Origin of the sequence: uncultured Chitinophaga sp., assembly GCF_902168175.1 — a bacterium.
GTDB lineage: Bacteria > Bacteroidota > Bacteroidia > Chitinophagales > Chitinophagaceae > Chitinophaga.
Genome location: NZ_CABHOU010000092.1, coordinates 230,240 through 249,175 on the forward strand (window position 1 = coordinate 230,240; position 18,936 = coordinate 249,175).

18 protein-coding genes are annotated in these 18,936 nt (G+C 47.1%); 6 read left to right on the forward strand and 12 right to left on the reverse strand.

The window, feature by feature from the left end; translation table 11 throughout:
- Positions 1 to 94: 94 nt before the first annotated feature.
- Positions 95 to 619 carry a GNAT family N-acetyltransferase gene (locus tag QZT80_RS20250; protein WP_295126370.1) on the forward strand — a complete coding sequence of 175 codons (525 nt, stop codon included), beginning with the start codon at positions 95 to 97 and terminating at the stop codon, positions 617 to 619.
- Between the two features lie 81 nt (positions 620 to 700).
- The gene (locus QZT80_RS20255) at positions 701 to 1,843 is read left to right on the forward strand and encodes a C1 family peptidase (RefSeq protein ID WP_295126372.1); all 1,143 of its coding nucleotides are present in this window, start codon (positions 701 to 703) and stop codon (positions 1,841 to 1,843) included.
- Between the two features lie 72 nt (positions 1,844 to 1,915).
- Here QZT80_RS20255 and QZT80_RS20260 read toward each other — a convergent pair whose 3' ends face one another.
- A complete protein-coding gene (locus tag QZT80_RS20260; RefSeq protein WP_295126375.1) occupies positions 1,916 to 2,203 on the reverse strand; it encodes a hypothetical protein in 288 nt (95 codons plus the stop codon).
- A gap of 10 nt (positions 2,204 to 2,213) precedes the next feature.
- On the reverse strand, positions 2,214 to 2,831 hold the full coding sequence (locus tag QZT80_RS20265; protein WP_295126378.1) for an L-threonylcarbamoyladenylate synthase: 618 nt from the start codon (positions 2,829 to 2,831) through the stop codon (positions 2,214 to 2,216).
- Between the two features lie 144 nt (positions 2,832 to 2,975).
- Here QZT80_RS20265 and mtgA point away from each other — a divergent pair, with 144 nt between their 5' ends.
- Positions 2,976 to 3,683: a monofunctional biosynthetic peptidoglycan transglycosylase gene (gene mtgA / locus QZT80_RS20270; protein WP_295126381.1), complete on the forward strand. Its 708-nt coding sequence runs from the start codon at positions 2,976 to 2,978 to the stop codon at positions 3,681 to 3,683.
- Positions 3,684 to 3,722: 39 nt separating this feature from the next.
- Here the strand turns inward: mtgA and QZT80_RS20275 are convergent, their stop codons facing one another.
- The 4 genes from QZT80_RS20275 to QZT80_RS20290 all read right to left on the reverse strand — a co-directional run bounded on the left by QZT80_RS20275 (position 3,723) and on the right by QZT80_RS20290 (position 7,316).
- Positions 3,723 to 4,241 carry an ATP-binding protein gene (locus QZT80_RS20275; RefSeq protein ID WP_295126383.1) on the reverse strand — a complete coding sequence of 173 codons (519 nt, stop codon included), beginning with the start codon at positions 4,239 to 4,241 and terminating at the stop codon, positions 3,723 to 3,725.
- Positions 4,238 to 4,855, reverse strand: coding sequence for a nicotinamide riboside transporter PnuC (gene pnuC, locus QZT80_RS20280; protein WP_295126386.1), 618 nt, complete (start codon positions 4,853 to 4,855; stop codon positions 4,238 to 4,240). Before pnuC ends, QZT80_RS20275 begins: the two co-directional genes overlap by 4 nt.
- Positions 4,856 to 4,877: 22 nt before the next feature.
- Entirely contained in the window at positions 4,878 to 6,593 is a 1,716-nt protein-coding gene (locus QZT80_RS20285) for a PNGase F N-terminal domain-containing protein (protein WP_295126389.1), read from the reverse strand.
- A 144-nt stretch (positions 6,594 to 6,737) separates the two neighbouring features.
- Complete coding sequence (locus QZT80_RS20290; RefSeq protein ID WP_295126392.1) at positions 6,738 to 7,316, reverse strand: NifU family protein; 579 nt, start codon at positions 7,314 to 7,316, stop codon at positions 6,738 to 6,740.
- Between the two features lie 170 nt (positions 7,317 to 7,486).
- Between QZT80_RS20290 and QZT80_RS20295 the strand changes: the two genes are divergently transcribed.
- Complete coding sequence (locus QZT80_RS20295; protein WP_295126395.1) at positions 7,487 to 7,939, forward strand: methylglyoxal synthase; 453 nt, start codon at positions 7,487 to 7,489, stop codon at positions 7,937 to 7,939.
- 905 nt (positions 7,940 to 8,844) lie between these two features.
- Here the strand turns inward: QZT80_RS20295 and recA are convergent.
- The 5 genes from recA to QZT80_RS20320 all read right to left on the reverse strand — a co-directional run bounded on the left by recA (position 8,845) and on the right by QZT80_RS20320 (position 13,847).
- Complete coding sequence (gene recA, locus QZT80_RS20300; RefSeq protein ID WP_295126398.1) at positions 8,845 to 9,861, reverse strand: recombinase RecA; 1,017 nt, start codon at positions 9,859 to 9,861, stop codon at positions 8,845 to 8,847.
- Between the two features lie 220 nt (positions 9,862 to 10,081).
- Positions 10,082 to 10,768 (reverse strand): hypothetical protein, encoded by a 687-nt coding sequence (locus tag QZT80_RS20305; protein ID WP_295126400.1) that lies wholly within the window; start codon positions 10,766 to 10,768, stop codon positions 10,082 to 10,084.
- A 23-nt stretch (positions 10,769 to 10,791) separates the two neighbouring features.
- Positions 10,792 to 12,282, reverse strand: a complete 1,491-nt coding sequence (gene rpoN, locus QZT80_RS20310; RefSeq protein ID WP_295126401.1) for an RNA polymerase factor sigma-54 — start codon at positions 12,280 to 12,282, stop codon at positions 10,792 to 10,794.
- 80 nt (positions 12,283 to 12,362) lie between these two features.
- On the reverse strand, positions 12,363 to 12,977 hold the full coding sequence (locus QZT80_RS20315; RefSeq protein ID WP_295126403.1) for a ribonuclease HII: 615 nt from the start codon (positions 12,975 to 12,977) through the stop codon (positions 12,363 to 12,365).
- Positions 12,978 to 13,058: 81 nt separating this feature from the next.
- Complete coding sequence (locus QZT80_RS20320) at positions 13,059 to 13,847, reverse strand: hypothetical protein (RefSeq protein WP_295126406.1); 789 nt, start codon at positions 13,845 to 13,847, stop codon at positions 13,059 to 13,061.
- 80 nt (positions 13,848 to 13,927) lie between these two features.
- Between QZT80_RS20320 and QZT80_RS20325 the strand changes: the two genes are divergently transcribed.
- Complete coding sequence (locus QZT80_RS20325; protein WP_295126409.1) at positions 13,928 to 14,962, forward strand: COX15/CtaA family protein; 1,035 nt, start codon at positions 13,928 to 13,930, stop codon at positions 14,960 to 14,962.
- A gap of 76 nt (positions 14,963 to 15,038) precedes the next feature.
- A complete protein-coding gene (locus QZT80_RS20330; protein ID WP_295126412.1) occupies positions 15,039 to 17,252 on the forward strand; it encodes a patatin-like phospholipase family protein in 2,214 nt (737 codons plus the stop codon).
- Positions 17,253 to 17,353: 101 nt separating this feature from the next.
- On the opposite strand, the gene QZT80_RS20335 is transcribed toward QZT80_RS20330, so the two are convergent.
- The gene (locus tag QZT80_RS20335) at positions 17,354 to 18,349 is read right to left on the reverse strand and encodes an alpha/beta hydrolase (RefSeq protein WP_295126415.1); all 996 of its coding nucleotides are present in this window, start codon (positions 18,347 to 18,349) and stop codon (positions 17,354 to 17,356) included.
- Positions 18,350 to 18,936 lie beyond the last annotated feature (587 nt).

Consider the following 18,936-nt stretch of genomic DNA (forward strand, 5'->3'; position numbering starts at 1 on the left):
TAAATTGATTCGCGGATAGTTAGGAGGCATTCCTAACTATCCTTTTTTTTAATGCCCCATTGCAAATCTCAAATTCCTTTACTAGTTTTCTCCCATGATCGAAACCTCAAGGTTACAATTGTTACCCTGCACCCTTCACCATTTCGAAGCTCTTTTTCAGGGTGAAGAAGTGTTGGCGGACCTCCTGGACATCAGTGTTCCGGAGAACTGGACCGAATATCCTGAAATGGTATTGCTCGCATACGATAAGCTGCGTAACGACCCCTCTATGCTCGGCTGGTTTTTTTATCTCGTTATTCATAAAGAAGACAGGCGCCTTATCGGAACCGGTGGTTTTAAGGGCAAAGCCTGCGAAAATGGTGTAGTGGAAATCGGTTACGAAATAGCCGGCGAATATCGCGAAAAGGGCTATGCCACAGAAATGGTGATGGCGCTCATCGGCTTCGCTTTTAGCCACAGCTACATTAACACGGTGAGGGCCCATACCCTGGAGGAATACAATGCTGCAGTTAAAGTGCTGCAGAAAGCAGGAATGCACTTTGCCGGGGCCATTACGGACCAGGAAGAGGATGAGTTATGGCGCTGGGAAATAAACCGGGCCGATTATCAAGAGGCGTAGGCGGTTTTCCGCTCTTCCCTTTCTTTTATTTTGGGTTGATGGGGTTTCCTTATATTTGGCCCGTTTAAAAAATCAATCATTATGAAGAAATGGATGATGTGTGCGGCCATGCTGTGCGCAACTGCGGCTTTCGCGCAAACCAAAACCAACAAAGACGGTAGCAAATACGAGTTTACCACGATCAAAAACCTTGAAGCCACCGACGTTCAAAACCAGGGTCAAACCGGTACCTGCTGGTCTTTTTCCGGCCTTTCCTTTTTCGAATCGGAAGTATTACGTGCAGGTAAGGTGAAAAACCTGAACCTGAGCGAGATGTTCGTGGTGCGCAACATGTACCCCTTAAAAGCCGAAAACTACATCCGCATGCACGGTAAAGCCAACTTTGGCGAAGGTGGTGGTTTCCCCGATGATCTGCTGTGTCTAAAAAAATATGGCCTCGTTCCGCAAAGCGTATACGATGGCAACCGCACAAAATCGTACAACCACGCTGAAATGGTAGGCCTGCTGGAAGGTATGGTTAAAACCCTGGGCGATGCCAAAGGGGTAAACCCTAATTGGCAAAAGGCCGTTAACGGCGTACTGGATGCCTACATCGGTACTGCTCCCGACAAATTCGAATACGAAGGAAAGTCATACACACCGCAATCTTTCGCCAAATATCTTGGTCTGAATGCAGATGATTATGTAGTGATTTCTTCTTTCACACACCATCCTTTCTACGAGCAGTTTGTGCTGGAAGTTCCGGACAACTGGAACTGGGAGAAGGTTTATAACGTGCCCCTGGCCGACTTCACCAAAATCGCTGAAACGGCGGTAACTAATGGTTACTCTCTTGCCTGGGCTGCCGATGTGAGCGAAAAAACCTTCAACTTTAAAGACGGTCTGGCTATCATTCCTGAAAAAGAAATGACTGATATGACCCCACAGGAACGTGGAACATTGTTCACTCAACCCGGAAAAGAAAAAGCAATTACACAGGAACTGCGTCAGCAGGCTTTCGATAACTTTGAAACACAGGACGATCACGGTATGCACATTACCGGCCTCGTTAAAGATCAGAACGGAGCTAAGTACTTTATCGTGAAAAACTCATGGGGTACCGAAAACCCTTGCGGCGGTTACTTCTATGCTTCAGTACCTTACTTTGCCTACAAAACCACCTGCTACATGGTGAATAAGAAAGCCATTCCATCAGATTTGGCTAAAAAAATGGGCATCAAATAAATACGAAACAGACTTATTGTGCAAAAGCCGCCTGGAAAAAGGCGGCTTTTTTATTGGGTAGAGTAATGAACATTAATGTTTGCCTTCCAGGCGATTGGTTTGCTCCAACGATCCAAGCCTTAAACGGATGGGAATATTGGTTTGCTTCTCCAGTTTCCATTCCTGCTTACAAAAGAAACCAAAGTGCTGGTTGTAATTATTAGAAGGCGAGAGGATGAGATACCCAGCCGTAGGTTTAGGCGCCATGATCGGTGATGGTTTGCGGGCAGGGAAGAAAGCTGTGTCGGCCTTAACCGGCGCGGTTTGCGCAGCGGCTGAGCCGGCAACCATCATCATCAAAAGAAATATTCCTGAACGCATAAATTTGATTTTAAAGTACGGCATCGTAATCTCCTACTCCTTCGCGAATGAGTTCCGGCTCGCCGGTTGTACAGTCTATTACCGTGGAAAAGCGCGTGCCACCCGGACCACCATCTATCACTATGTCTACAAGTTTACCGAATTTGTCGTGAATGATTTCCGGGTCAGTATATTCTTCCACATATTCATCTACAGGAAGGGAGGTGCTCATTACCGGATTGCCCAGTTCCTTAACGATGGTGCGGCAAATGTTATTGTCGGGTACACGTATGCCCACGGTATCGCGTTTGGTTTTTAATAGTTTCGGTACTTCGCGGCTGGCGTTAAGAATAAAGGTGTACGGACCTGGCAGTGCCTTTTTTAGTATGCGGAAAATGGGGGTGTCCACACTTTTCGCATAGTCTGACAAGTGGCTGAGGTCGTAACAGATAAAAGAGAAGTGTGCTTTTTTAGGATCGATATTCTTGATCCGGCAAATCCGTTCTATTGCCTTGTGCTGAAAAATATCGCAACCCATACCATATACCGTATCTGTAGGATAAATGATCACCCCGCCGTCTTTCAAACACTCGATGATGGTCTTAAGATTCCGGGGATTTGGATTTTGCGGATGGACTTCTAATAACATAATCTAAACTTACGATTTATTGCTAAAGTGCGATGTTATATTAACAACGCGGCAAACAGTTTGTTACAAATGTGGTTCCGAAATAATCTTTATAACGAATAATCTTTATAACTTTCCGCCGATTTAGAAAAACCGGATCCTTGAATGAAGACAAAAGGAATTGTTCCCAGGATATGGCGTAAACTGAAAATAGTACTCCTGGTACTTTTTATTGCGCACCTGGTCTATATAATAGCATTAAAATGGATGAACCCGCCTACAACACTTACGATGATCGGCAGCCGCATAGGGCTTATCGGATCAGATAAAAGTTTTAAGAGGCAGTGGGTGGATTATGCTGATATTTCTGCCAATGCGAAGCTGGCCGTGATGTCCAGCGAGGATCAACTGTTCCCCGATCACGAAGGGTTCGACTATAAATCCATTGAAAAAGCAATAGACGAAAGTAAAAAGGGAAAGCGAAGAAGAGGGGCCAGCACGATTAGTCAGCAGGTGGCCAAAAACGTATTTCTATGGCAGGGTGGCGGGTGGTTCCGCAAAGGGCTGGAAGTGTATTTCACCTTTATGATCGAGAAGATTTGGGGGAAAAAGCGGATACTGGAAGTGTATTTGAATGTAGCAGAAATGGGAGATGGTATTTTTGGGATAGAGGCCGCGGCACAAACGTATTATAAAAAGAAGGCATCTGCATTGAACCGTGAAGAATCTGCCATGATTGCTGCCTGTCTTCCCAACCCGATTACCCACACCGTGGTGCCGGCTGCCCGCATTACCGTATGGCGGCAAAAACGCATCCTTCAACAAATGCGAAACCTCGCGCCCGATCCTGATATTAAAGAGATGATTAAATAAATGAAAAGCCCGGTGTCAGTAATGAACACCGGGCTTTTTTTATAAGATATGCCGATCGACAGCCTCAATCGCTTTTTGCAATCGTTCATCATAACCGCCCCGAATATCCGCCCAGGGCAAACCGGAGTTGATAACGATGTCGCGGTAAATATTATAGAAGTACACACGCTCTTCCGGATCGGGGTGTTCGCGCTGAGGGTCATGTTCCCAGGCAATGTCGATATAGGTAAGCAGGTACATGTCGTACTCGCGGCCGGCAATGAGTTCCATGATCCTGGGATCACAGTCGCCGTACTTCGCCTCGCTCCACACTTTAATTACATGCAGATCGGTATCGCAGATAAGCAGGTTGTTGGCTTGGGCCGACATTTTATCTTCTTCCGCCAGTTGCCCCTCTGCTATTTTTATGAGGTCGGTTTTCTCGTACGGCCGCGCGAGGTTATCTATATACCCGCGTGCGAATTCCGGCACCCACACTGTATGGTAATGTTTTGCCAGCATGTCGCTGAGCGTACTTTTACCTGTAGATTCAGGCCCTATAACAACTACTTTCTTCAAGATGCTTGTTTTGTTTCCTGTCTGAGCATGCGGAGCCACTGGTAGTAGCCCATTACAGCGATAATAAACAGGAAGATGGTAAGCAAAGCGGTAAGCGCCATGTGTTTATAAAACAACAGCGGTACCGCCACGAAGTTAGAGATGTTCAGGAATATCCAGTTCTCCACTTTTCGTTTAGCCAATAACCACATGCCGCTCCAGGCGGTTGCGGACACAAATGCGTCCATAAGCGGCGTAGTGGAGTCAGTAAATTGGTTCAATACTAGATAAATGAGTAGCCAGCCTATGGCAGATATCGCGATGGCTATAGTCAGTTCTCTCCTGTTTACTTTACTAATGCTGGTTTCCTGTTGCTGCGCATCTCGTCTGGTCCACACATACCAGCCATATATACTCATGATGAGATAATAAGCATTGAGCGAAGCTTCTGCATAAAGGGCCGCGGCAAAAAACAGGTAGATGTAAATACCGGTGCTTACAATGCCAGTTGGGTACACAGCGATTTTATTCTGTTTCGAGAACAAAACACTGAGGATGCCGAAAATTACCGCTACCCCTTCTAACCAGGTCATTGCCTGGAAGCCTTTGATTATTTCGTTATAGATCTGCTCCATGCTTATTATCTGCTATCAGAAATTACTTTTTGTCACCGATCAGCGTTCCTGAAACGTTCCAGGCGCTGAAGCTGCCACCCTCGGATTTTCCTAAAGGAATCGCCACTTTAAAGGTGTGTTTGCCAGGCTTAAGGTCCGGCAGCGGAACGTCTACCGGCAATGTAAGCGTGCCCGGACACCAGTTCGAACGGCTAAGGTCCGACGATGAGAGGCCGGTACCGAAGTTGCCCGACGATGGGTTCGACAGCCGGTATACCGCACAATCGGTGCGCCATGGAATGAAATGATACACACGCTGACCATCTACAAAAATCTCGTTGAGTTTCGGATTAAACTCATCGCCGCCGCCCCATCCTCCGTGGCCGGTGGTGATGTAGCGCATTTTCAGGTTCGATACTCCTGTGGGAATATCAACCATAACTGTAAGCGAATCCTTTTCGAACATCGTACCGTATTCCTGGCCGGTCATTTCCATTACGTTGGTAGTATTAAATACCGGCATGATCCAGGCGGTAGACTGCGCCTCCGGACGTTCCCCCTCAAAGCCAGGGTAGTATTTGAAGTCGAGGCTTACTTTATGACCGCCTTTATCGTAGTTGCCGATAAAAACACCCACCCATACCTCGCCTTCCAGCCTTGGCAGTAGTTCGCTAACATCTTGTTTATAAATAACCGAGTCGGCCCATGGATAACCTTTGATTTGTACCTGCTTGTTAAAGTGGCCAACACCGAAAGGAGTGAAAAAACGCATTACTTCAAGAATAGGCAGGTAATTGTCCGTAGCCACTACGCCCTGATACACTTTGCCGTTACTCGCCGTAAACGATGGAAGTGCTTTAGAGCCCTCTTTCAGGCCTTTTAAGAAGGTTTCTTTTTTATCGAGGGGAATGATAAACACGGAGCCTGTACGGTCGTAAGCGTCGCCGTTTGAGCGTTGAGTGAGTTCTGCGAACAGGTTCTGACCACGCCTGGCTTTGGGTAAAGCCACTTTTTTAAGCACGATGGTGCCTCCGGAATAATGGTACGTCTGGTTCAGTTGCTCACCTTCCGGGTTGTTGATAGGGTTACCGAAGCTAAGTTGCTCGTTGGTAAAGATGTTGATGGTTTTGTAACGACTGTTGATAATCACAGCCTGGTAACTCGGCTCATCTACAAGTGTTCCCTTATTGCCTGGCCATGCCAGCTCCTGGTCGGTAACCTTACGGAAGGTGATGTCGCGGGCGAAAGTCTCAAAGTTGCCATTACGCACAATTTTAAGCACGAGGCCTAACTGCGGCGCGATAGAAAATGTGGGGCTGCCTTTAACAGCGAGGGCGGTAGTATACCAAACCTCGATGGCGTTGGAGCGGACCGTCAGTTTTGCTTTTTTACAGGGATAACCAAGAATGGTAGCCGTGTCGGGCAGCAAAGTGGCCTCTGCCTGGCTGGAGAATGGCTTCTTGAGTACCGATACACTTCCGTCTTCAAGAGAAAGTACCTGCAGGGTTGCATTTTCTGCATAGTCGATGTACTGTTGCTCTTTCTCGCGGTTGTTACCCTGCACAATGTGCGCCTGTCCGTTGCGGATAAAGAGTTTGAGCGAGCTACCCGGTTGTTCTTTGCCATTGGCGCGGATACCGTAAGTAACTACTGCTTCTGTGACGGTGCTGTTCTTTTTTGTTACACTGTTTTTCTGGGCCGATAAGGGCAGTTGTGCTGCACACAGCAAAACTATTGCGGCCGGTATAATTCCTCTCATATTCGTTATACACGATTTTTTGGTCGCTGGGGCGTAAAGCTAACAAAAGAAGCAGTAAATGCGGAGTTGCCTTTACGGGCGGTAAAATAAAAAAGCATGACCGGGAAGGTCATGCTTTTGCTATCAATTGCTTAACTATTAGCCTTATTCAGCTTCAGCTACTACTTCTTTCACTTCAGGGATCATACGCTTCATCATGCCTTCGATGCCTGATTTCAGCGTGATCATGGAAGAAGGGCAGCCGGAACACGAGCCCTGCAGCATCAGCGTAACCACCCCTTCGTGGTAATCTTTGAACTGGATGGCACCGCCGTCCATTTCTACTGCTGGTTTCACATAGTTTTCGAGCAGTTCCTTGATGCGGGTAACGATGTCGTTTTCGTCGGTGCTCAGGGGAACCTGTTCTATATCTTCCTCGTTAATAACCTCGCGGTTATCTTCCAGGTATTCTTTCAGAAATGCTTTGATAGAAGGAATCACATCGCTCCAGTCGGTGTCGGGTGTTTTGGCAAGCGTAACAAAGTTGCTACAGATGAAAACGCCACGAATGAAGGGGAAAGTAAACAATTCAGCCGCAAGGGGTGATGCCTTGGTGCTGGCCGCATCTGGGAAATCGATGGATTTGTTCGGATATAACAGCTTGTTAACCACAAACTTCATGGTTTCCGGGTTAGGCGTCATTTCCGTATAAATGCTGATGATTGGATTTCCTGTCTTGATCATTTTTTACAATTTAACTCCTGCGAAGTTAGCAACTTTCGGCCATATGGGCGGCAAATAGTGCCAGCCGCCCCATCGAATTTTACGATCTGCTTATAGGCTTTGGCTATTATTGTTTTAAATATTGATGTTCATATCTATAACAAATTAGATTCTATTGTTATTTTTGTAGTATGCAACAGATAAAGACTTTACATGCCCGTAAAAGAATCGCCCTTATTGCGCACGATCACAAGAAGGCGGAAATGATTGAGTGGGCTGTGTATAACAAGACTGTACTTTCCCGTCACGAGCTGTATGCCACCGGCACAACAGGTAAACTTATAGAGGAAGCTCTGGATGTTTCCGTCCGTAAGTTACTGAGCGGACCGCTTGGCGGCGACCAGCAAATAGGGTCGATGGTGGCGGAAGGAAAGGTGGATGTCATCATATTCTTTTGGGATCCAATGGAAGCGTTGCCGCATGACCCGGACATTAAGGCCCTGCTGCGACTGGGTGTTGTTTGGAATATCCCGATGGCCTCTAACAGGGCTTCTGCCGATTTCCTGATGACTTCGCCGTTGATGCACCAGGAGTACCAGGTGATATTGCCGGATTATTCGGTGTACGTGGGAAGGAAGTTATAGTGTTATACAGCCGGTAATTGCCGGCGAACATTGTTGACAAACGTTGTGAATTTTGTGGTGGCAATAACCCGCTGTATCACATAGGGGAAAGCTTTTCCAATTTAGCATACTGTTCCGGTGCTGCAGGCGCCGGTTTTTTTATGTTCCGGTATTCGGGCGTATTCGGGGTGGAGGCTAGGTTCAGGTCGGAGTGCGCCGCCTGAATTAGGAGATTTCCTCATAACGTCTACTTCGCGAAATAGTGTTATTTACCGGATCGAAGCGAGTAGTCATACAACCGTGTTGATTGGTTTTAGTAGTTATTTAGCTATAATAATCTAGAGCAAAACCGGAGTAGTTTAAGGAACGTCTCTTTTGCGTAGTGCATTTGGAATCTATGTACAATCGGTTTTTACTACGGACGCGCTCGAACTTTTCTGTGGAGAGGCATTTAGCCTTTGCTGCGGGTGACTCCGCACCAAGTCAAGCACAAATGAAAAAAGTCCGCTGGACAGCGGACTCTGTTACTAAACTAACCCAAACAAACGTTTAATTAAATGGTTTAATGTCAACGTTGTAAAATCTTATATCGGGCAGACTAGCCGGTATTTCCGGCAGGCTGCTATTTTGTTATTTTGCTAATCGAAACTTGCGGCTTCTTGTTTCTGTTACGGCTTCTGACTCAATACGTAGTTTCAGTTCTAACCTTATACTTTGGTTTGAGTTTTATGCTCCTCCGGCAGTTTAAGTTTTGTCCTCCCTTTGGTTTGAGTTTTATGCTCATCCGGCAGTTTAGGTTTCGTCCTCTCCCTTTGGTTTGAGCTTTATGCTCATCCGGCAGTTTAAGTTTTGTCTTCACCACACAGTTGAAGCCTTTTGCCCTCCACCAATCTTCAAACTTCAGCAATTACTAAAGCTCGCAAACCTTAAGCATTCGCCGCAGCCTGCTGTTCCAGCAACTTCGCTTTGATCTTGCCTTCGATTTCGTTCGCTAATTCAGGATTGTCCTGGAGCAGGGTTTTAACTGCGTCACGACCCTGGCCGAGTTTGTTGGTATCATAACTGAACCAGCTACCGCTTTTCTGAACGATACCGAATTCAACACCCATATCGATCAGCTCACCAACCTTGGAAATGCCGTAACCGAAGATGATATCGAATTCCGCCTGGCGGAAAGGAGGAGCTACTTTATTTTTTACCACCTTTACTTTTACACGGTTACCTACCGCTTCATCGCCATCTTTAATCTGGCTCATACGGCGGATATCCAGACGTACAGAAGCGTAGAACTTCAGTGCATTACCACCAGTAGTGGTTTCGGGGTTACCGAACATCACACCGATCTTTTCACGAAGCTGGTTAATGAATATGCAGCAGCAATTGGTTTTGGAAATAGTCGCTGTCAGTTTACGAAGTGCCTGTGACATCAATCTTGCCTGCAGGCCCATCTTGCTTTCTCCCATTTCGCCTTCCAACTCACCTTTTGGAACCAGGGCAGCTACGGAGTCAATTACCACTACGTCTACCGCTCCGGAAAGAATAAGACGGTCGGCGATTTCCAATGCCTGCTCACCATGGTCGGGTTGTGATATAAGCAGTGAATCTACATCTACACCCAGACGCTGTGCATAGGCGCTATCAAACGCATGCTCGGCATCGATGATGGCACAGATACCGCCTTTCTTTTGTGCTTCGGCTATAGTATGAATCGCCACGGTGGTTTTACCGGAGGATTCAGGGCCGTATATTTCTACAATCCTGCCTTTAGGGAGACCGCCAATGCCGAGCGCAATGTCCAAACCAAGAGATCCCGTTGAGATGATCTCCATCGGTACAACACCTTTTTCGCCCATCATCATCACGGACCCTTTACCGAAATCCTTGTCTATTTTGTCCATTGTAAGGCGTAACGCCTTCAATTTTTCTGCATTGGCTGTTGACATAATTAGTAAGTATTTATTACAAATTTAATGGTTCTGCTAAGGTATAATGTTATTTCAAATTATCCTAAAAAAATTAGCATTTATTATTCACGTGCTAATATTTATAGTAACGCTCGTTGGTTTCTTTTGGGTTAACCCTCAAGGACAATACAAAGATCATCCCCCGCCACGCACAGGATCTGCGTAGTAAAAAAAGAATAGAAATAATTTTAAGGAACGGTTAACCGAGAATCCACCAGGCGATCAGCTGAGCGAGTATGCCGGTAAATAAGCCAATATACACCTCCCATGTAGTGTGGGCCGATAATACGAGCCTGGAGGTAGCCGCAATGCCCGTAAACACAAGTATTACGCCCAATGGCAGCGACACGTTCAGGCCGAGTCCCCACATCAATACAAGGAAAAAGCCTATAACGCCGCCCCAGCCCGTGGTGTGCATACTGATCTTTATAAAATTGTTGGCCACCAGGCAAATACTGGCGGTAAGAAATATGCCCAGGAAAAAGGAAGTAAAGAAACCAGGGGCCGCACCTTCTCTTAAAAAGGTGTAAAACGCCCAAAAGTAAAATATGATCGTGGCTACGTAGGGAATGATCCTGTCGCGCTGGGTTGCCATGTGTACAGAAGAAACAAAGCCCAGCGCCGTACATAACAGCACCACCAGCATCGGGAACACCAGTGTGTTAAGGGCTACCCGGAAGTATAACACGTCGTAAGGCAAACGCAGACTTGAGGCCTTAAAGGCGGTGAAATACTCCGGCAGCGCCGTTACCGCCATAAAGGTAACCAGTACCGGTAAAAATAAGGGGTGTAGTAAATACGAAAACAGTTTGGCCGCAAACGTAAGCCCATCCGGAAATTCCGGCCGCTTCGCCTTACGGCTGGCCTGTACATACAAGTCTTCCATGTTTTGAAAAGTTCTGCGCGAAATTAAAGTTCTTTCCGCAGACGGGCTACAGGTATATTTAATTGTTCCCTGTATTTGGCCACCGTACGGCGCGCAATATTGTAACCCTTATCCTGGAGCATTTTGGTAAGATTCTCGTCGCTCAGGGGCTTGCGCTTGTTTTCGCCGCCAATGAGGTCGGAAAGGATCTTTTTCACCTCACGCGTAGATACTTCTTCGCCGCTATCGGTAGAAAGCGACTCAGAGAAGAAGAACTTGAGCTTAAAGGTCCCGAACTCGGTTTGCACATATTTACTGTTGGCCACGCGGCTTACAGTGGAAATGTCGAGCTGGGTGATATCCGCAATGTCTTTCAGGATCATGGGCTTCATGGTGGTCTCGTCGCCCGTAAGGAAGAAATCGTGCTGATAGTTCATAATGGCTTCCATGGTGGAAAGCAGGGTGTGTTGCCTTTGTTTGATGGCGTCTATGAACCACTTGGCGGCATCGATCTTCTGTTTGATGAAGAGAACTGCCTCTTTCTGACGCTTGTCCTTTTTATCGCCACGGTCGTAGTCGCGGAGCATGTCGCGGTAACCTTCGGAAATACGGAGGTCGGGCGCGTTCTTGGAATTGAGCGACAGTTCGAGTTTGCCGTTATTATTGAGAATAAAGAAGTCGGGTATTACATAACTCTCCGCCTTGTTGATGGTAGCGTGATTGCCACCTGGTTTTGGATTGAGGCGGATAATTTGGGTGATGGCCTCTTTAAGGTCATCGTCGGAAAGGCCAAGCGATTTCTGGATTTTCTCGTAGTGCTTCTTCGTAAACTCGTCGAAGTAATACTCGAGGATCTGGATGGCGGTATGTACACCGGGATCGTCCTGGGGACGGCGTTTCAATTGCAGCAACAGGCATTCTTTGAGGTCTGCGCAGCAAACGCCGGGAGGGTCGAATTCCTGGATTATTTTAATCAGTTCTTTGATTTCTTCTTCGTCAGTAGAAATGTTCTGGGAGAAAGAAAGGTCATCAACAATCGCACTTACTTCCCTGCGCAAATAGCCATCGTCATCAATACTGCCGATCACCTGCTGGGCAATAGCGGATTTGCGGTCGGGCAGTTCCAGCATACCCAACTGATTAAGCAGGTAATCGTGGAAAGATGTTTCTACCTTAATAGGAATGGTGCGCTGCTCGTCCGGATCGGGGTAATTGTCATCGCGGAGTTTGTAGTCCGCAATGTCATCGTCTCCCTCGCTCACATATTCGGAAATATCAATATTGTCGTACTCGTTTTCACTGCCATCGGGTTCAAAATCATCGGTTTCTCCCTCTTCGGCGGCGGTTTCTGTATTCTGAAATTCCTCGGCTGGCTGCTGTTCGTCTTCTCCGTACTCCAATGCAGGATTTTCTTCCAGTTCTTCCTTAATACGTTCTTCCAGTATAGCCGTAGGAACCTGTAGCAGTTTCATTAACTGAATCTGCTGTGGTGAAAGTTTCTGCAGAAGTTTCTGCTGTTGTGTCTGCTTTAACATGACTTATCTATCGGGCTCAAAATTAAAGATATATACAGTTTCTAAATTAGGTTGTTGTGTTGTTGGCAATCGGTATAAAGTCATTCTGCATCCAGGTCCAGTCCTAACTCGAGCTGTGCTGGCAGCAGGCGGAACGTTTTCCGGTGAAAGGGCGTATCGCCATGTTCCCGGATAGCGTTGCGGTGTTGCCGCGTTGGATAACCTTTGTTCACTTTCCAGCCATAATGCGGAAACTGATCGTGAAGCTGGTGCATGAATTCGTCCCGGTAAGTTTTGGCAAGAATAGAAGCAGCGGCTATTGAAGCATACTTTCCATCGCCCTGGACGATACATTCATGTGGCGTTTCCCCATATGGCAGAAAACGGTTTCCATCGACAAGGATCAATCCGGGTTGCATCAATAACTGTGCCAATGCTTTGTGCATAGCCTTGAACGAGGCTTTCAGGATATTGATCTCATCTATCTCCACATTACATACACTCGCTACTGCATAGGCTATAGCTTTCTCTTCTATAATAAGGCGCAGTTCGTTACGGTGCCCTTCTTTCATCTGCTTGGAATCATTAAGCAGGGGATGACGGAAGTTTTTGGGCAGAATAACGGCCGCAGCAAATACAGGACCTGCCAGGCAACCCCTTCCGGCTTCATCACAGCCAGCTTCCAACATTTCTTTCTGAAAAAAAGACTTCAGCAATGGGTCAGGTTTAGTTGGGGTAAATTTACAAAAAGTGGGATTGTATGGAAATGAAATACATGAAAGAGCAGAAAAAAGATATCAGAGCCGGTACATCACGGATGCGCCATAGGAAAGATTGCCTGAAATATAAGCAGATAAGCCGGGTTCCTTGATAAAAAGCATCCCGAACCGCTGCTCGACCCCAAAACTCACTTTTCCCTGGGGGAAGAAACGAATACCAAAAGGGAAAATAAGTCCGGTTTCGATACTGTTCTTCATATTATGGTACATGGTAATTTCCTGCACCACTTCGGCTGAGCCATCTTCATAACCGGCACTCCTGGTAAGCCGCTCGCGGATTTGCCCGGTAAAACTGTACATCATTCGCAGACCCGCGCCTCCGAACAACTGTATTCTCCTCCGGGGCGTGCTTTTCAACAAAAAGTCTGCATAAACCCCAAGATAGTGGCGCTTTGGTTTATAAGCAACACGGGTAATCCGCGTTACATCGCTGTAACGAATGGAGGTATCCAGCGAAATTGTTTTGTAATTGTAACTCACATATTCGACGCCTACCCGCAGTTCCTTGCGCAAATTGTAGGCATCCCTCCGCTTATTGTAGAACTCCCATGAAGTGTAGAGCGCTACGTGTACACCGCCGGTGTTAATGAACTGGTCTTGCTCACGATAGAGGGTGTCGGTATTAAAAGCGGGAAAATGTTCGGTTTCCTTTACGCGGGAAGGCATCTCTGATAATTGTCCCGGCCGGGCTCCGCTGAAATAAGCGCCGGCATAACCATGTACGCTGCCCAGTTTTAGTGCAGGTTGTTGCGCGAGGGCTAACTGGCAATAAGACACAGATAACAGTAGGCACAATATGGTTCGCATGCAGGGTTGAATAAATCTATTCTAATATACACATAAATCCGCGTAGTATTGACGATTTCTGACGTAATTTTGCCGCGTTTATGAATACAAATAGTTACAAACAGAACCGGGCCATTATTATCTGGCTTTTCGTGGGAGTAGGTATGATCATCGTGCAGGTTTTACTGGGCGGCATCACCCGTTTAACGGGCTCCGGACTTTCGATAACTGAGTGGAAACCAATCATGGGCGCGCTGCCGCCTATGAACGAAAGGGCCTGGCAGGAGGCGTTTGACAAATACCAGCAGATTGCGCAGTATAAACTGGTGAACGAACATTTTACGCTGCAGGACTTTAAAAGCATCTTCTTCTGGGAGTGGCTGCACCGTAACTGGGCGCGCCTTATCGGCATTGTATTTTTTATCCCCTTTGTGATATTTATAGTAAAAAAGAAAATCAGCCGCGAGATGATCAATCCCATGATCATACTCTTTTTACTGGGCGGTTTACAGGGAGCAATCGGATGGATAATGGTACAGAGCGGGTTAAACGAAACTGATATTTCGGTGAGCCACATCCGATTGTCTATTCACTTTATTGCTGCGCTGGTGTTACTGGTATATACATTCTGGTTTGCGTTGAAGTTGAGCGTGCCGGTAAAAGAAATATTGCCGCAGCCGGGATTGCGTAATCTTAACAACTGGATACTGATACTGCTCACCATCCAACTTATTTACGGAGGTTTTATGGCCGGGCTGGATGCAGCGCTGGCTGCCGCAACCTGGCCGGATATTAATGGAATGATGGTGCCGCGCATGTCAGGTGGCGAAGGATTCCTGAACAGTATTACGCACAACCTGATGGCCATCCATTTTATTCACCGCGGGCTGGCCTATGTGCTTACAATACTGATCGCGCTCTGGTTCTGGAAGGTGGCAGCCACGCCGGAAAACAGTCTTTTACATCGTACAAGACTGCTTCCTTTGCTGATAGTGCTTTTGCAAGTGTTTCTCGGCGTTGTTACGGTGCTTAACAGTAAATCTCAAATTCCTTTATACTACGCCCTGCTGCACCAGTTTGTGGGTATGTTGCTGCTGATGGTAATGACGTGGACACGTTTCCTGGTAAAGAAATAAAAAGGAGGGGAAGGAAGGGGCGCTTCGAATTTTTCCGTAAGTTTATCGAAACGACCGGTCACAAGTGAAATATTTTGTGTTCAAATTTTACTATTCCTTCCCTATTCAGTTACTGCTGTTGCACTTTAGAAAGTACCAGGTGTTGTTGATATTTTGGCTCATCCTGTTTAGTACCATCTTTGGCGGTTTTGCAAAGGTATTTGGGGGAGATGCGCTTTATCTGGCGCCAGAGTACCTGGGAGAGGTGAATTTTTACAGCACTACCATGCTGGGAATGGCCACTGCGGGATTTACCATGAGCTGGCACATCACGACTTTTATACTACACACCGGCCGGTTTAAATTCCTCGCCACCACATCGCAGCCCTTCTTTAAATATTGCCTCAATAATTCCATCATTCCGTTTGGCTTTGTGTTTTGCCTGTTACTGCGGTTGTGGCAATACCAGGTATTCCAGGAGCTGAATTCGACGGCAGGTATATTGTTACTGATGGAAGGGTTTATCTGCGGATACCTCATCATCATCTTTTTCTGCTTCTTTTATTTTTTTAATGCGGATAAGAATATTGGCCGGCGACTGGAAAAGAAGTTCGGCAATCCCCGCAACTTCCTGCGCACAGTGCTGAAGCCCTCGCAGGAGCCGGATGAAAATGCACTGCCTGTGCATAACTACTTTACGTCTCCCTGGAGGATACGGAGGGCGCGTAATGTGAATCACTATAACAAACACTTTCTCGATAATATATTTAAGCAGCACCACTTTGCGGCGATGATAACCGTAGGTTGTGCGCTGGTGGCCCTCGTGATACTCTCGTACCTGATGGACTATTCCGTATTCAGGCTTCCTGCAGGAGCAAGTGTAATGATCTTTTTTGCCTTCCTGATCGGGGTGGCAGGCGCTTACGCCTACCTGCTGCAAAGCTGGGCGATACCCATGGCTATCGTGCTAATGCTGGTGCTGAACTGGATGGTGAAGCACGACCTCGTGGATAGCCGTAACAAGGCTTACGGGATGAATTACCGGAATAAAGATGCGCGGCCGGAATACAGCGTGCAGCATCTCCAGCAGTTCTTTACCGCCGATCGTTCTGAAGCAGATAAACAACAAACGTTAAAGATACTTGAAGCCTGGCGCGCCAAGTTCCCGGATTCAGTAAAACCGAAGCTGATTATCGTCAATACCAGCGGCGGCGGATCGCGATCGGCGCTGTGGACTTTGTGCGTGTTTCAACGGCTGGACAGTATGTTAAACTTCGGCTTTTCGAAACGCACTACCCTGATATCCGGCGCATCGGGCGGTATGATGGGGGCTACTTATTACAGAGAGTTGTACCTGCGTGCTTTGCAGGGGCAGCAAATTAATCCCTGCGACACGGTTTGGAAGGATAAGATATCGGGCGATTTACTGAATGCGGTATTTGGTTCGATGGCGGTGAACGATTTTATTACACCTTTCAGGCAATTCAAGATCGGGGATAATAAATATGGCCGGGACAGAGGGTATGCCTTTGAGATGCAGTTAAACATTAATACCGGTGATGCGTTGGCCAAAACAATCGGAGAATATAAAATACCGGAGCAGCTGGCGGCCATCCCGATGCTGATATGGAACGCGACGATTAATGCAGACGGCAGGCGGCTGTTGATTTCTCCGCAGCCGGTGAGTTACCTGTGTGCGGCGGAGTATAAATATCCTAACAGGAATGTGAGGGATATCGATGGTGTGGACTTCTCGCAGTTCTTCGCTGATCAGAATGCACAAAACCTCCGTGTGTCCAGCGCTATCCGCATGTGTGCCACTTTTCCATACGTTTTGCCTAACGTGTTTTTGCCCAGCAAGCCTATCGTAGATGTAATGGACGCGGGCATACGCGATAACTTTGGACAGGAAACCACCTTACGCTATTTATACACCTTCCGCGAGTGGATTAATGAAAACACCAGCGGAGTAATATTTGTGCAGATAAGGGATACCCGCAAAAACGATGTGCATCCGGTAAAAGCGCACAAAGACCTGGGTGATTTGCTGTTTGAACCGCTGTTTTCGATGCAAACGCATTGGAGCGCCATGCAGGACTTTCACCAGGACCATATGATCAATTACATGGAGGGTTATTTTGCAAAAGATATGTTCCAGCGGATCATATTCCAGTATGTGCCGCAGCATGACGATAAAGCAGCGGCGCTGAGCCTGCATCTTACCTCGCGCGAAAAGCTGGACATCGGACGGGCGTTAGATAACCCGGCCAACCAGAGCGCTTTCCAGTTACTACTGCAAACGGTTAAATAAAAATGGGACGCTAAATGCGTCCCATACTATTTTAACCACCTTCTCCAGGCTCTTTTGTTGCTTTGAGCATGCTTCGGGCCTGTTTGTTAAAATAACACCACTTATTTCTCCAGGAAACTAATTAATGGCGTAATAAATTTCGTGTACGCTTCTATGTGAGGCAGGTGACCAACCCCTTCTATTGGCACCAGTTGCGAATTGGGGATACGTTTGGCCGCCAGCTTACCGAGTTCCGGATAATTGCCCAGTAATTTCTTTGCCTCTTCAGAAGCATTGGCTTTACCAAGGGCAGTGCGGTCGCGCTGACCAATGATGAGCAGCGTGGGTACTTTGATGTTAGGGAATTCGTATACTACCGGCTGGGTAAAAATCATGTCGTAGGTAAGCGCTGCATTCCAGGCTACCCGAGGGTAGTCGGGGTGTAATGTCCAGGAGGCGAGCAGTGCTGCCCATTTTTCGTACGCGGGCGACCATTGACCTGCATAGTAGTTTTCCAGCTGGTATTTTTTGATCTTCTCGTAATTCTGCGCCAGTTCGCCTTTGTACCATTGATCGATATTCTGGTAAGGGACATGCAGTTTCCAGTCTTCGAGCCCGATCGGATTTTCGAGGATCAGCTTTTCTGTTAAGTTGGGATACATGAGGGTAAACCGAACGGCCAACATGCCACCCATCGAGTGGCCGAGGATCGCCGTTTTCGTAACGCCCAGCGAGTCGAGCAGTAATTTGGTGTTTTGTGCCAGTAGTTGAAAAGTATATTGAAGATGCTGCGGTTTGGACGATTTGCCGAAACCTACCTGGTCGGGAATAATAACCCGGAAGCCTTTGTTGCTGAGCGAGGCGGCCGTGCTATCCCAATAAGCGCCGCAGAAGTTTTTGCCGTGCAGTAGCACAATCACCTTGCCGTTCGGTTTAGCCGGCTTCACGTCCATAAAAGCCATGCGGAGGTTTTGGCCCTGCACATTTAGTGGGAAGTAATTTACCTCGTAAGGATACTTATAAGCGCTGAGGTCGGCGTCCTGCGGGGTGGGTTGCTGGGCAAAAGCCAGCGTTATAATAAATAATGAAACGATCGTTAGAATAGATTTCCTGCACATGTTCGTTGGCTTTTGATATTTAAAGGAACTAAAACGAGCAAATAGTGAACCGGTTTTAGATGGTAGACAGATACAGGAAAGATAGGAGGACGATATAACCTGAGCGGCGGGTAAGCGGCACATAAGCGGACGGTGAGCGGCCGGTTGTACACGTTTTGGCGTGAGAGGGGGGTATTGCGACAACCCGATTGAAATCGTATTCCCTTCCTGCATCCTTCGACCATCCTTGCTGGTTCCTTGCTGAAACCTCCCTGTTTTAGCTACTTTACAGCAACAATCAGCAAGGATGCAGCAACGATCTTGGTCAGATGCCCTGTATTTCCCCCGCCCGGCCAGCGGTTTGCCGTTGAAGGGAGTGACACAACGGGGGCTTAATAGCCGCACTTCAGCTTGTTCCATGATTATTCAACTGGCTGGTAATCATAGCTTAAAGAGATATGGCAGTTTGATTACATTAATTTAAAACCTATTAAAGCCTTAATCCCGAGTAATTTCGTACCTTTGCGCCTTCTTTTGGAGTGCTGTCTGTTTTTTGGTCTGAAAAAGTTGTACTGACTGGGGTTACGGATAGCTAAAAGGTTGAAAAT